At 65.0% G+C, this 14,666-nt stretch carries 7 protein-coding genes; 2 read left to right on the top strand and 5 right to left on the bottom strand.

From position 1 onward, the window contains the following. Nucleotides 1–13 precede the first annotated feature (13 nt). Both E3N86_RS09870 and E3N86_RS09865 read right to left on the bottom strand, forming a co-directional pair. Nucleotides 14–1,684 (bottom strand): GspE/PulE family protein, encoded by a 1,671-nt coding sequence (locus E3N86_RS09870; protein WP_134511877.1) that lies wholly within the window; start codon nucleotides 1,682–1,684, stop codon nucleotides 14–16. 360 nt (nucleotides 1,685–2,044) lie between these two features. Beyond that, the gene (locus tag E3N86_RS09865; protein ID WP_134511876.1) at nucleotides 2,045–2,524 is read right to left on the bottom strand and encodes a hypothetical protein; all 480 of its coding nucleotides are present in this window, start codon (nucleotides 2,522–2,524) and stop codon (nucleotides 2,045–2,047) included. A gap of 140 nt (nucleotides 2,525–2,664) precedes the next feature. Here E3N86_RS09865 and E3N86_RS09860 point away from each other — a divergent pair, with 140 nt between their 5' ends. Both E3N86_RS09860 and E3N86_RS09855 read left to right on the top strand, forming a co-directional pair. Then, nucleotides 2,665–4,137 carry a DUF222 domain-containing protein gene (locus E3N86_RS09860; protein WP_134511875.1) on the top strand — a complete coding sequence of 491 codons (1,473 nt, stop codon included), beginning with the start codon at nucleotides 2,665–2,667 and terminating at the stop codon, nucleotides 4,135–4,137. 304 nt (nucleotides 4,138–4,441) lie between these two features. Further along, nucleotides 4,442–6,841 (top strand): glycosyltransferase family 2 protein, encoded by a 2,400-nt coding sequence (locus E3N86_RS09855; protein WP_134511874.1) that lies wholly within the window; start codon nucleotides 4,442–4,444, stop codon nucleotides 6,839–6,841. Between the two features lie 72 nt (nucleotides 6,842–6,913). Here E3N86_RS09855 and E3N86_RS09850 read toward each other — a convergent pair whose 3' ends face one another. From E3N86_RS09850 to E3N86_RS09840, 3 genes are all read right to left on the bottom strand, one after another. Beyond that, nucleotides 6,914–9,808: a bifunctional diguanylate cyclase/phosphodiesterase gene (locus tag E3N86_RS09850; RefSeq protein ID WP_134511873.1), complete on the bottom strand. Its 2,895-nt coding sequence runs from the start codon at nucleotides 9,806–9,808 to the stop codon at nucleotides 6,914–6,916. 84 nt (nucleotides 9,809–9,892) lie between these two features. Beyond that, the gene (locus E3N86_RS09845; protein ID WP_134401543.1) at nucleotides 9,893–10,549 is read right to left on the bottom strand and encodes a hypothetical protein; all 657 of its coding nucleotides are present in this window, start codon (nucleotides 10,547–10,549) and stop codon (nucleotides 9,893–9,895) included. 180 nt (nucleotides 10,550–10,729) lie between these two features. After that, entirely contained in the window at nucleotides 10,730–14,641 is a 3,912-nt protein-coding gene (locus E3N86_RS09840) for a DNA-directed RNA polymerase subunit beta' (protein WP_104100992.1), read from the bottom strand. Nucleotides 14,642–14,666: the final 25 nt, after the last annotated feature.

The raw sequence follows: 14,666 nt of genomic DNA, 5'->3' as shown, positions 1-14,666 counted from the left end.
ATCCCCTTTTGCACTATGCGACCACTCGCAAGATTTCTTCGATCGATGTCAAACCCATTTGGGCCTTGGCCCAGCCATCCTCGCGGAGGGTGATCATGCCCTGTTCGCGCGCCACCCGGCCGATTTCGGCGCTCGATGCTCGGGCCACGGCGAGCCGCTCGATCTCCTCGGTCACGGTCATCACCTCGTGCACGGCGATGCGCCCCCGGTAACCGGTCTTCGAACATTGCGTGCAGCCGACCGCCTCGAAGATCGTGGGCAGTGGGTGCTCCGGGTCGAACGCGAAGCGGAGGCGCGTCAGGTAGTCGGGGGTCAGAACGGATGGCGTCTTGCACTTGTCGCAGAGGCGCCGCGCCAGGCGCTGGGCGACCACGCAGTCCAGGGCGGAACCCACCAGGAAGGGCTCGATACCCATTTCCGTCAGCCGGGTGATGGCGCTCGGCGCGTCGTTGGTGTGCAAAGTGGAGAGCACGAGGTGGCCGGTCAGCGAGGCCTCGATGGCGATCTGTGCGGTCTCGTGGTCGCGGATCTCACCCAGCAGAACGACATCCGGGTCGCTGCGCAGGATGGAACGCAGCGCACTCGCGAAGGTGAGGCCCGCCTTCGGGTTCACCTGAACCTGGTTGATGCCCGCCATGCGGTACTCCACCGGGTCTTCGACCGTGATCACGTTGATCTCGGGGCGAGCGACCGCACCCAGGGTCGTATAGAGCGTGGTCGACTTGCCCGAACCGGTCGGACCGGTGATCAGGATCATGCCGTAAGGCTTGGAGTAGGAGGTCTTGTAGGCCTCGAAGTTGTGCTCGAGCAGGGCCAGCGCGCGCACGTCGAGAGTCGTGTTCGAGTTGTCGAGAATGCGCATGACGACCTTCTCGCCCCACACTGTGGGGAGAGTCGCAACGCGCAGATCGATCTGACGGCCGGCATGGCGCACGGTCATGCGGCCGTCCTGCGGTTTGCGCCGCTCGGCGATGTCGATATCGCTCATGATTTTGAGCCTGGAGATAACACCGTTCTGGATGCTCTTGGGTGCGGTCTGCATCTCGTGCAGCACGCCGTCGATGCGGTAGCGCACCCGCAGGCTGTGCTCGCCGGGCTCGATATGGATGTCCGAGGCCAGGTCCTGGATGGCCTGGCTGACCAACAGGTTCACGAACCGCACGATCGGGGCATCGTCGTCGATGGAGTCCGAGACTCCGAAAGAGGAGCTCTCGGTGGCGGCGTTCTCTTCCTCGAGTGTGGAGGTGAGGTCGCTGAGCTCGTCGTCGGCGCGGTGGTAGCGGGTGATAGCCGCGAGGAGGTCGCTGCGCTCGGCGACAACCTGGGTGACGCGCATCCGTGATGCTTCGCGCACGTCGTCAACGGCGAAGACGTTGCCAGGGTCGACCATGGCGAGGATGAGCCGGCCGTCGTCGACGGCGATCGGGAGCACTTCGTGGCGTTTGCAGACGGCCACCGGAACGAGAGCCACGGCGAGGCGATCGACCGGGTAGTCGATCAGCTCGACGAAGGGCAGGTTGGCTTGCTGGGCCCGAGCCTTGGCGAACTGCACCTCGGTGATGACGCCCTTGGCGACGAGCGCGCGGACGGCGCTCTCATCGGCGGGGTCGCCGGCCATCAGGTGGTCGAGCTCCTCGATCGGCAGCAGACCGTGCAGGATCAAGATTTCGGTGAGGCTGGCCACGCGATCCTCTCGAACAGGCTCGGTAAGTAAGTAACGGACAACGCTATCTCGGGGGCAGGGAATCCGGCCAGACCCACAATGAGGGGGACACGGTTCGAAAGCAGCCTCTGTTCAGTGATCCTAACGGGGCGGGGCTTCGACCCGACATAGACACGGCATCGACACGGCATCGACCCGGCCTCGATCCGGTTGCGGCCCGCGGGGCGGCAGGCGGAATGCGGCCGCTGCTGGGCGATGCCCGGGCCGGGCTCGGCCTGCTCGAAACGGTCTAGACGCCCATCCAAAGGTTGTCGATGATGTTCTGTGTGTAGCCCAGCGGGCCGGCATTCGTGTACTTCGTGGCGAGCCAGATGCCGCCCCTCAGAAAGTGGGACTCACCGAAAGTGCCGTCTGCCGTGTCGTCTGGATGATGCAGCGGCGGCCCTCCGACTGGGTGAAGCACTCCAGTCCGTTTGCGACGAGCCGGGCCTCCACCGCGACGGTCTGTTCCGGGGTCACCCAGACCACAGTGGTGATGATCCCGGTGTCGGATCCCCGGTACGGGCTCGCCCAGACGCAGGTCAGGTGGTCGAGAGCGTCGATCTGGACGCGCAGCTCGGCATCGTCGGTGCCGTGGGACACGGCGGCATCCGGGTCCTGGCTCCAGACGGGGTTCAAGGTCAGGTCGCCGAGCGCCTCGACCATGGCCGGGCTGTAGAGCTGCGTGCACGCGGTTGAACGTGGATCGCCCGGCGCCGCGGTCTGCCCGGGTGCGGATTGAGTCGGCTTGAGGGTTGCCGGGGGCGTGGTGGTGGTCGGAGAATCTGTAGGGGTGGGTGCGTTGGTCGGGGCGGGCGCCACGGTGGCGGTTCCGGGGGTCTCGCCTGCGCCCGGGAAACCTTCACCGCCCCGGGGTCTCCATTGAGGCAACCGGCGGCCTTGGACGGCTTCGGAGCGGCCGGAGTTGCTCAGAGATAAATTCGATTATTCTCTCAAATTATGTGAGTATCTCTCGACACTGGGTGCGAGTTGAGGTATTCTCTNGGCAGGCGGCCGATGCCGTGGCCCTGCTGGGCTCGTCATGCGCTGACTTCTCGGCCCTTCCTGATGCCGAGGTGTTGGCCGGTCAGAAGCGAATCGCTTCGATCCGCCGTCTCGTCGATACCTATGCTGCCTGGATGGCGGCGACCATCGCCGAGCGTTCCCGACCGGAGCTCGGGCACTCGGGTTTGGCGGCGCAGCAGGGGTATCTCTCCCCGGAGGCCCTGATTCAGAACTCGACCGGCTCGTCCAAGGGCGACGCCTACAAGCTGGTCGCGGTCGGCACGATGATGGCCGATGCCGAGGCGGCCGACAGGCTCGTCGAGGCGGCGCTGTCCTCGCCCGACAGGGATGCCGCCGAGGTCGCCGAGTTCGAGGCGAAGGTGCCGTGGCAGGCGCCGATCGCCCGGGCCGTTACCGCCGGCACGCTCTCGGTTGACGCGGCCGAGGCGATCCGGGCCGGGCTCGGCCAGGTCGATGCGGCAGTTACCGCGGAGAAGCTCGGGGTGGCCCTGGCGGCGCTGCTCACCGAGGCCTCGTCACTGAATGCCGATCAGGTGTTCAAGCAGGCGAGACGGATTCGCGACCGGCTTGACGAGGCCGGCATCGCCGCCCGCGAGAAGCAGGCCTACGACGACCGCTACCTGCGGGTCTACCGGCTGGGCAACGGCACCGTGCGCCTGAACGGGCTGTTCGCGCCCGAAGACGGCGAGTTCGTGCTCTCCACCTTCGACTCGATCACGGGCCCGCGCCGCGGCGGGGTTCGATTCGTGGACGCAGAGCGGGCAGCCTGGGCAAAGAAGATGCAAGACGACCTCCGCACGACCGAACAGATCGCCGCGGACTCTCTCGTGCAGCTGCTCAAAATCGCCGGCGAAGCCGACCCGGGCCAGGTCTTCGGCGGACGCCGACCCTCGGTGCGCGTGATCGTGACCGAGAAGGCGCTCAAGCCGGAAGCAGCCGCGCAGGAAGCAGAGGCGCGGCAGCCGGCCGCACCGGCCGCTCACGGGCAGATCGAGGGCAACCCGGTCCCCATCTCGCAGGAGACCATCGACCGACTCCTCTGCGACACCGGAACCCGCGGCATCAAGTTCGACGCGGACGGCCAAATCATCAATGTCGGCCGCGACGAACGGCTCTTCACCGAGCACCAGCGCGCCGCAATGGCAGTCCGTGACGGTGGATGCCTCTGGGTCGGCTGCGACAGGCCACCGGCGTGGACTGAGGCCCATCACGTCAACGAATGGTTGAAGGAAAACGGGTACACCGATTTGGCCGACGGAGTGCTGCTGTGCCATCCGCACCATTTGCTACTGCACAACCAGCACTGGACGATCATTCGCACCGGAACGCAGTACTGGCTGAGGCCACCGGTCGAGTTCGATCCAGAGCAGACGCTGGTGGCGTTGCCGAGCAAGAGATCGGGGCTGTAGTCCAGTCACACTTCTCGACGACGGACAATGCGTCAACGTCCGCCTCGCGCAGCGCCTCTTCACCGAGAAGCAACGCGCGGGAATCGTGGCCCGCTACGTCGGATGCCGCTGGCCCGGCTACGAACGCCCACCCGCCTGGACCGAAGCCCACCACCTCGACCAATGGCTCGCAGACGCCGGCGGTCCTGCCCGGCAAGAACGCCCTCCTGCAATCATCAAAACCCCCGGGAAACCGAAAATTCTGATGCTCACCGAATCTGAACCAGCACTGCTAGGTTTTCCCTAGGAACGACCAGGGGGCTGCATGATGATTGAAAATTGGTACTGGATGCTTGTCTATCCGGCCTTGATACTGGTCGTGATGGAAACGCTTTGGATCGGTTCACGCCGGCGCCCCGGCTTCGGGCACAAGAGTGCCATCGTGATCACCATTGTCGTGCGAATCATCTACCTCACGTGGCGCGTGTTGTTCACCATCCCGTCCGACGCCTGGTGGAACACTGCGACCGGCATTCTGCTGTTGACGGTCGAAGTACTCGGATTCGCACAATCGCTGGCGGTGTATGTCACCCTCTGGACCCCATACGCCGGGCGCACTGTGCCGTTGCCGCCAGCAGACGAGCTCCCGCGGGTCGACGTGTTCATTGCCACCTACAACGAGCCCGTGTCAATGCTCCGGATGACCATCGCCGGCGCCGTGGGCATGCGCTATCCGACCGACGGCGTTCGCGTTTTCGTCTGCGATGACGGCGCGCGTGAGGAAGTGCGCCAACTTGCCGAAGAGTACGGGGCCATCCATCTCATCCGGCCTGACCACGCTCACGCCAAAGCCGGCAACCTCAACAATGCGCTTGGGCGGAGCGACGGGGACCTGATCGTGACCCTGGACGCGGACATGGTTCCCCGGCCGGACTTCCTGGAGCGCACCGTCGGTCGTTTTCAGGACCCCGAGCTGGGCTTCGTCCAGGCGCCCCAGGCGTTCTACAACGAGGACCCGTTCCAGTACAACCTGTTCTCCGGTCAGGCTTTGCCGAACGAGCAGGACTTCTTCATGCGTACCCTGCAGGCCGGCAAATCGCGCTTCAATGCGGTGATGTACGTGGGGAGCAACACGATGTTCCGCCGCTCGGCTTTGGAAAGCGTGGGAGGATTTGCAGTGGGTGTGATCACGGAGGATCTCGCCACGGGCCTCCTGATCCAGGGGGCCAAGTACCGGACCGAATTCGTGCCGGACATCATTGCGGCCGGGCTGGCCCCGGAGAACCTGGCCGACATGCTCAAGCAGCGTGACCGCTGGTGCCGCGGCAACATCCAGACGGCCCGCAAGTGGAACCCACTGACCCTGCCCGGACTCACACTCATGCAGAGGTGGCTCTATTCCGATGCGGTCGTCTACTGGTACTTCGGGGTTTTCAAGCTGATCTACATCATTACCCCGCTGCTCTTCCTCCTCTTCGGGGTGGTCGCCCTGGACACGAGCGTGGAGGCCCTGCTTATCTTCTGGCTGCCCACCTATCTCTGCGTGATGCTGTGTTTCGCCATCATCGTCGGACGTCGCCGGAGCCATTCCTGGAGCAACATCTACGAATTGGCTCTGACCCCCGCCATCGCGCTCTCCGCGGCAGCTGAGACGCTGGGCCTGCGAGTCAAAGCCTTCAACGTCACCCCCAAGGGCGTTGGCCTGAAAGAACAGGTCTTCCACTGGCGAATCGCGCTCCCCCACCTGGTGCTTCTGACCCTGGCGGCCGTCGGCCTGGTGCGAGGAATCTTCCTCAGCCCGGAACTCGCCAACACGAGCGCGCTGTACATCAACGTCTTCTGGTGCCTGTACTTCGTGGTCGGCCTGGTGCTGGCCGTCACTCTGTGCGTTGAGCGTCCACGCCTCCGGTCAGCCGAGCGCACGCCGATGAGTACACCGGTGACCGCGGCCTTCCAGAATTTTGGCGCTCACCCGGGTGAACTCGTCGACCTGAGCCTGATGGGGGCGCGCATATCCATTCCCTGGTCGGAGCGGCTCGACCCGAAGGGCTTCGCCTCCAAGGCATCGTCGGTCACCGCTCTTCAGATCCCTGAGGTCGGCGAACTGCCCGGAATAGGCAGCTGGATCGTGAACTCCTCGGACGGTGTGACGATCGGCTTCCGTTTCGATCCGCTCACCCCAGAGCAGACCGTGGACCTGGTACAGGTGATCACCGAATCACCGAGCTGGGTCCGGGGAGACGAGGAGGAGAAGGCCTACCTCGCCACTGCCGGCTGGCGTGCAGTACGTGGGGCCACAACGCCCACGCTTCCCTGGCGGCGCGCCCAGGTTCGGATGGCTACCAACTCGTCGGCTGTTTTGCATCCCGTCACCCTCTTCGAGCGCGGCCCAGCTCTCGAACTCGCCCGGGAACGTGAGGCCGCGTTCGCCGTCGACCGCGTGCCCACCGCCGCGGCGGGAGGGCTGGCACTCGACGTCGTCGATCATCCGGAAGCGGAATCCCTGGATCGGGATCCCGGGGCGCTCACGGCAGCGGTCGAGGACATCGGCTTCGGCGGGTGCCGCCTATCGCTCCGCCACCGTCTGGAACCGGGAGCGCTCGTCATCGTCGAGATCCCCGGAAGCCTGGCACAACCGGAGGTGGCCGAGGTGCGGTGGGTGAAACGACGCTGGGTGGGCTACGAGGCCGGCCTTCAATTCGACCGGGCGAACCCGACGGGATAAGGCCGAGCGGTGGCACTCTCATAGGGCGGCTGCGACATCACCCTCCGCCCCGGGCACCGCAGAGCGCCAAGGCTAGTGGGCGAACTGCACTTCGGGATGCACGGACGGCGTGGGCTTGGAGAACAGATAGCCCTGGCCGAAGCGGCAGCCCATGGATCTCAGCAGGTCCCGCTGGCTCGTCGTCTCGATGCCCTCGGCGACGACATCCAGGTTCAGGGAATCGGCCAGACGCAGGATTCCCTCCACGATCGCGCGATCGTGATCGGAGCTCTCGACGTCGCGAATGAACGTCAGGTCGATCTTGAGCAGGTCAACCGTGAACGCGCGCAAGTGGGTGAAAGATGAATACCCCGTGCCGAAGTCGTCGATGGCCAGCCGCACGCCGAGGCTCCGCAGTTCTTGGAAGGTCCGGGCCGCGGAATCGATGGCGTCGAGCACCGCGCTCTCGGTCAGCTCCAGCCAGAGCTGTTCCGGCGGCAGACCCGACTCGGCGAGGACCCGCTTGACGACGTCACCGAAGTCATCCTGCACGAATTGCCGCGCGGACACGTTGACGCTGACCGCCACTCCCTGAGCCAGCCCCGTGGCCGCCCGGCACGCCTGGCCGAGCACCGTCGATCCGATTCCCTTGATCAGACCCACTTCCTCGGCGAGAGCAATGAAGTCACCCGGCATCACGAGCCCGCGCTCGGGCCTTCGCCAGCGTGCCAAAGCCTCGGTCGCCACCACCTTGTGGTCCTGCAGATCCACGATCGGCTGATACCAGGATTCGATCTGGCCCAGTTCCACCGCGTCGCGCAGGGCCAACTCGCTGTCGAGCCGCTGATGGATGCGGTACCGCAGGTCGTCGTCGAAGACCTCGTAGCGGGCGCGCCCGCGGTCCTTCGCCAGGTACATGGCCTGATCCGCATTGCGCAGGAGCAGTTCGGCATCGTCGTGCCCGAGGCCGAAAGCAATCCCGATGCTGGCGTCGACGGATGCCGACTGGTCGCCGATCGTGATCGGCCGCGCGATGGCCGCCTGGATCGAATCGGCGATCCGGTGCACATCCTCGCTGCCACCGACATCCGGGCAGATCACGACGAACTCGTCGCCTCCGATCCGGGACACCGTGTCGCCGGCCCGGATGCTTTGCCGGAGGCGGATGGCAACCTCGTTCAGCACTGTGTCACCGGCGTGGTGCCCAAGGCTGTCATTGACGAACTTGAACCGGTCGAGGTCGATGAATAGCACCGCAACGCCGCGACCCTGGCGCGACGCCTGCAGAAGCGCCTGCTTCAACCGGTCGAGCAGGAGCAGACGGTTGGGCAGGTTCGTCAGCGGGTCGTGGAATGCCAGGTGCTCAACCCGCGCCTCGGCCAGGCGTCGGGCGGTGATGTCCTCCAGCTGGTACAGCAGTCCCCCGGCCTGGTCGCCCTCGAAGATCTCGGCGATGCTGACCTTGACCCAGGTTTCCTGATTGCCTTCGTGGCGCATCCGCCGGTCGATGCGTTGTCGGGTCGACGGACCTTCCAGGCCAGCGCTCTCCATCTCCTCATCGTCAGCGTCCTCAGCCGGCATGAAGATCGTCTCGATATGGGCGCTGACAAGCGGGTTCTGGTGACCCGCCAGTTCCAGGAGCCGCCTGTTGGCGGCCACTACCTGTCCGTCGAGCGTCACGATGGCCGTTCCCAACGGCGAGGAAGCGAAGGCAGCCTCGAACCGGGCCGCGGCGGCCGTGGCCGCGTTCTCGGCCTCACGCTGCGCGGTGACATCGGTGACGCTGGCCAGGTGCCCGATGATGCCCTTCTCATCACGCATCGGAGCGGTGTTCACCTGCACCCAGTTGATGTGGCCCTCAGGGGTGCGAAACCGCAGGGTGGTTTCGAAGGGCTCGCCGGCTGCGGCGCTCGCTTCCCAACCGAGGAGCACCCGTTCCGCGTCATCCGGATGGAGCGCGGTGGCCCAGCCGTCGCGGCGCGACTGACTCTTCGTGAGGCCGCTGAGTGCCAGCCACTGGTCGTTGGCGGACACGAGCCCGCCCGCGGCATCCATCTGCACGATTCCAACGGGTGCGATCTTGATGAGGGTGTGCAGCGTGTCGGCCGTCTCCGCGAGCTGGCGGGTTCGGTCCTCGACCGTCGCCTCCAACGTGTGGTTGGCCTCAGCGAGAGCCTGCATCGCGCCATCACGCTGACGATCGAGGTCACGCAGCCGGCGGGCAGCGACCCACGCCAGCACGCAGCTCAGCACTGTCATGCCGAGGATCAGGATGGCGACGCCGAAGGCCGTGTCGTACCAGCCCTGGCGCTGTCCCCACAGCCGCAGCCAACCGAGGATGAACGGTCCCAGAACTAGGAATGGAATGACCTGGCGGAGGAGCCGACCCGCACTGCCACCGTCTCGGAAGAGGCCGATCAGACCGGCATCGGGGCGCTGAATCAACAGGGCCGTGGCGAGGATTCCGACGCCCAAGGCCGTCTGCCAGGCCATACTCGTGTAGCCGCCCAGCGAATACAGCGAGGAGACGCCATAGGCATAACCCAGGATCGCGACCAGGCTGACGCCCAGAGCCGCGAATGCGAAGCCGAGCATCACGGCGGATCGAGCGGCCCGGCTGGCGATGACGGACGCACCGAGCAGGACCAGCGCCACCGACGTGGACGGCGCCATCCGCTCCGACCGCCCGCCGAAGTCGATTCCCGGCAGGAGCACATCGATGCCGAGTGATCGGCCGACGACGAACTCCGCGATCGTGAGGGCGCCGATCATCAGTGCCAGCAGACCCAGGATCACGGTCAGCCTGCGACGATCGACGGCCAGCACGGCAACCGCCACCAGCACGAGCCCCAGGGCTGCCATCGGCTTCATCGCCAGCAGGTCGCGGAGCACGGGCGGCAGGGCGTCGACTCCGACGTACCAACTGACCAGCACCAGGAGACCCATGGCACCGACTAGCGCTCCACCGAGCTGCCCGACCAACCGCATACTGTTCCTCTGCTCCCGAAAAGCAGGTCTGCCGGTCGTTGCTTCTACCCTACTTTGTGCGCGGATTGCGGATCTCCCGGGCGACTACTCGTCGGCCCACACGTTGGCGATGATGTCGTGCGTGTAGCCGTCCGGTCCGGTATTGACATATCTGGTGGCCAGCCAGATGTCGTCGCGAAGAAAGTGCGACTCACCGACGAGTTCACCATCCTCGGTTGTCTCGATGAGGCAACGCATTCCGCCGAGTTCCTCGTAGCAGTTCATACCTGCGGCGGTCAGCCGGCTTTGAATCTTGGTCGACTGTTCCGGGGTCACCCACACCAACTCCGTGGTCAGTCCCAGGCCGGACCCGCCGTTGGCGTTCGCCCACACGCAGGTGAGGCGCTCCCCGGTAGCGTCGATCAGGGCGATCAACTCCGGGTCCCCGGACCCGCGGTTGACGTCCGAGTTCTCCTCAGCGACCCAGGCCGGGTTGAGCACCAGGTCATCGAAAGCGGCCACGATCGCCGGGCTGTAGAGCTCATCACAGGTCGACGGATGCGGCCCATCCGTCGTGGCCGTCGGAGCAGGCACACTCGCGAGGGCCAGAGGCGCAGGGGACGAGTGCGGCTGCGGCCGCCCGACCGCCTCTCGCTCCGGCGCGCCCGCGCCGCCCCGCCAGACAATGAGCAGGACAATGAGGGCGATGACCAGCATGGAGCCGACGGCGCCGAGGAGCACCCACATCCGTCGACGCGTCATTGCCGAAGCGGACACCGGACCTGCACCCATGCGATACCCCCAGAAAGATTCTGGACCAGCCTATCGCGGGTCTCGACAGGCTCGGGTTTCGACAGGCTCGACCAGCGGAGGCGAACGGGCTTAACCGAGGACGGCCCCCTGCCGAGGCAGGAGGCCGTCCGTGGAACCTATCGCTAGTGACTAGTTGTAGGTGCCGGGGGTGAAGTCATCCGACGAAAAGCTGTCGAAGTCGACGAAGCTCAGGTCACCCTCGTTGAACGCTGCATCATCGGTGAAGATGCGGTTCGGGTAACGCTCAGCCTTGGCTTCATCCGTTGCCTCGACGGTGACGTCGCGGTAGCGGGGAAGACCGGTGCCGGCCGGGATCAACTTACCGATGATCACGTTCTCCTTGAGGCCCATCAGCGGGTCGCTCTTGCCTTCCATGGCCGCCTGGGTCAGAACCCGGGTGGTCTCCTGGAAGGAAGCGGCCGACAGCCAGGACTCGGTCGCCAACGAAGCCTTGGTGATACCCATGACTTCTTGACGAGCCGACGCCGTCTTCTTGCCCTCGGTGAGCGCGGTGCGGTTGAGGTCGTTGTACTTCAACCGGTCAACGAGCTCGCCGGGGAGCAGGCCGGTGTCGCCGTGCTCGACGACGGTCACCTTGCGCAGCATCTGGCGAACGATGACCTCGATGTGCTTGTCGTGAATCGGCACACCCTGCGACCGGTAGACATCCTGCACGCCACCGACGATGTGCTTCTGCACGGCGCGAACACCCTTGACGCGAAGAACTTCCTTCGGGTCGACGGCACCGATGATGATCTGCGTGCCGAGCTCGACATGCTGGCCATCCTCGACGAGGAGAGTGGAGCGCTTGAGCACCGGGTAGGCAATCGGCTCATCGCCGTTGTCGGGGGTCAGGATGACCTTCCGGCTGCGGTCGGTGTCCTCGATGGTGATGCGACCGGCGGTGTCGACGATCGGCGACGCACCCTTGGGGGTTCGGGCCTCAAACAGTTCCTGCACACGAGGCAGACCCTGGGTGATGTCGTCGGCGGATGCCGATCCACCGGTGTGGAAGGTACGCATCGTGAGCTGGGTACCCGGTTCACCGATGGACTGTGCGGCGATGATACCGACGGCCTCACCGATGTCGACGAGTAGCCCGGTGGCGAGCGAGCGGCCGTAGCAGACCGCACACACTCCGACGGCCGACTCACAGGTCAGCACCGAGCGCACCTTGATGGTCTCGACACCGGCCTCGACCAGCTTGTCGATGAGCACGTCACCCACGTCGTCGCCGGCGTCAGCCACGATCTCACCCTTGGCGTTGACCGCCGGGGTGGCCAGGCTGCGAGCGTAGACCGCGTTCTCCACGTTGGGGTGGCGGACGAGATCGCCCATCGGGTTGACCTCGGCGATCGGCAGTTCCAGACCCTTGGTCGTGCCACAGTCGTCTTCGCGGATAATGACATCCTGCGAGACGTCCACGAGACGACGCGTGAGGTACCCGGAGTCGGCGGTACGCAGAGCCGTGTCGGCCAGACCCTTACGAGCACCGTGAGTAGCAATGAAGTACTCGGCGACGGACAGGCCTTCGCGGTAGCTCGAAATGATCGGGCGAGGAATGATCTCACCCTTCGGGTTGTTGACCAGGCCTCGCATACCAGCGATGTTCCGCACCTGCAGCCAGTTACCACGGGCACCGGAGGTAACCATGCGGTTGATGGTGTTGTCGGCAGGGAAGTTCTCCTGCATGGCCGCGGCAACGTCTTCGGTCGCCTTGGTCCAGATCTGGATGAGCTCCTGGCGACGCTCGAGGTCGGTCGTGAGACCCTTCTCGAACTGCGACTGCACCTTGGCGGCCTGCTTCTCGTAGCCGGCAACGATCTGCGGCTTGTTCGGCGGGGTCAGGATGTCGCTGAGCGCCACGGTCACACCGGACCGGGTGGCCCAGTAGAAACCGGCGTCCTTGACGCGGTCAAGCGTCGCGGCGACTTCCACCTTCGGGTACCGTTCGGCGAGGTCGTTGACGATCGCCGAGAGGCTGCCCTTGTCGGCGACCTTTTCGAAGTACGGGTAGTCAACCGGCATGGCCTCGTTGAAGATCGCGCGGCCGAGCGTGGTGGTCACCAACACGGTTCCGACGGCCTGGCCGTTGACGAGTTCGACGCCTTCGGGCTGCGTGCCCTCTTCGAAGTACTTGTCGGCCAGACGGATGCGCACCTTGGCGTTCAGGTCGAGGCCCTGGTTCGCGTCCTTCTTCTGGTCGAAAGCGAGAATCGCTTCCGCGATCGAGGAGAACGCCCGGCCCTCGCCGATGACGCCTTCCTTGAGCGTGGTCAGGTGGTGCAGACCGATGATCATGTCCTGGGTGGGCAGGGTCACCGGGCGACCGTCAGACGGCTTCAAGATGTTGTTCGAGGCGAGCATCAGGATGCGCGCTTCGGCCTGGGCTTCCATCGACAGCGGCAGGTGGACAGCCATCTGGTCACCGTCGAAGTCGGCGTTGAACGCGGCACAGACGAGAGGGTGCAACTGGATCGCCTTACCCTCCACGAGCTGAGGCTCGAACGCCTGGATGCCGAGGCGGTGGAGCGTCGGTGCCCGGTTCAGCAGCACGGGGCGCTCGCGGATGATCTCCTCGAGCACGTCCCAGACCTGCGGGCGTGAACGCTCGACCATGCGCTTGGCGGCCTTGATGTTCTGAGCGTGGCTCAGGTCGATCAGGCGCTTGATCACGAACGGCTTGAACAGCTCGAGTGCCATCTGCTTGGGCAGACCACACTGGTGCAGCTTGAGCTGCGGGCCGACGACGATGACCGAACGGCCGGAGTAGTCGACGCGCTTGCCGAGCAGGTTCTGACGGAAACGACCCTGCTTGCCCTTGAGCATGTCGCTCAGTGACTTGAGGGCGCGGTTTCCGGTACCCGTGACGGGGCGGCCACGACGACCGTTGTCGAAGAGTGCGTCAACGGCCTCCTGCAGCATCCGCTTCTCGTTGTTCACAATGATCTCGGGGGCACCGAGGTCAAGCAGACGACGCAGGCGGTTGTTGCGGTTGATCACGCGACGGTAGAGGTCGTTGAGGTCGGAGGTCGCGAAGCGGCCACCGTCGAGCTGCACCATCGGGCGCAGTTCGGGCGGGATCACGGGGACGACGTCGAGCACCATCGCGGCCGGCGAGTTGCCGGTGATGATGAACGCGTTGACCACGCGGAGGCGCTTGATCGCACGGATCTTCTTCTGGCCCTTGCCCTCGGCGATCTGCAGGTGCAGGTTTTCGCTCTCGGTGACCAGGTCGAAGGCCAGCAGGCGCTTCTTGATGGCTTCGGCGCCCATGTAGGCCTCGAAGTACATGCCGAAACGGTCCTGCAGCTCGTGGAAAACGGAGTCTTCGGGCTTCAGGTCGCCGACCTTGAGGGTGCGGAAGTCTTCCCAAACGCGCTCGAGGTGAGCGATCTGCTCGTCGAGAGACTTGCGGACCTGGCTCATCTCCTTTTCGGCGGCGTCCTTGGTGCGCTTCTTCTGGTCGCTCTTGGCACCTTCGGCCTCCAGTGCCGCGAGGTCGGTTTCCAGGCGCTGCAGACGGTCAGCGATGCGGGAATCGCGCTGGCCCTCGATGGTCTTGATCTCGAGGCGGAGCTCGTTCTCAAGGCCGGGCATGTCCTGGTGGCGGCCGTCTTCGTCAACCGTGATGACCATGTACGCGGCGAAGTAGATGACCTTTTCGAGGTCCTTCGGAGCCATGTCCAGCAGGTAGCCGAGACGCGAGGGGACACCCTTGAAGTACCAGATGTGGGTGACCGGGGCGGCGAGCTCGATGTGGCCCATGCGCTCACGGCGCACCGACGACTTCGTGACCTCGACGCCGCAGCGCTCGCAGACGATGCCTTTGAAGCGCACTCGCTTGTACTTGCCGCATGAGCATTCCCAGTCCCTGGACGGGCCGAAGATCTGCTCGCCGAACAGGCCGTCTTTTTCCGGCTTGAGCGTGCGGTAGTTGATTGTTTCGGGCTTCTTGACCTCACCGTGAGACCAGCGACGGATGTCGTCGGCGGTCGCAAGGCCAATGCGAAGCTCGTCAAATGTGGTTACGTCGAGCAATTTCTCTCCTTGGAAAGTATTCGAA

It is taken from the genome of Cryobacterium sp. Hz7 (genome assembly GCF_004402815.1).
Taxonomy (GTDB): domain Bacteria; phylum Actinomycetota; class Actinomycetes; order Actinomycetales; family Microbacteriaceae; genus Cryobacterium; species Cryobacterium sandaracinum.
The sequence above is the reverse complement of the archived record's forward strand: the minus strand, read 5'-3'. Positions and strand labels throughout refer to the sequence as shown.

What these genes read in the sequence shown, in the direction of transcription:
- E3N86_RS09855 (WP_134511874.1), top strand. Translation starts at nt 4,442, where the DNA reads ATGATGATTGAAAATTGGTACTGGATGCTTGTCTATCCGGCCTTGATA.
- E3N86_RS09850 (WP_134511873.1), bottom strand. Translation starts at nt 9,808, where the DNA reads ATGCGGTTGGTCGGGCAGCTCGGTGGAGCGCTAGTCGGTGCCATGGGT.
- E3N86_RS09845 (WP_134401543.1), bottom strand. Translation starts at nt 10,549, where the DNA reads ATGACGCGTCGACGGATGTGGGTGCTCCTCGGCGCCGTCGGCTCCATG.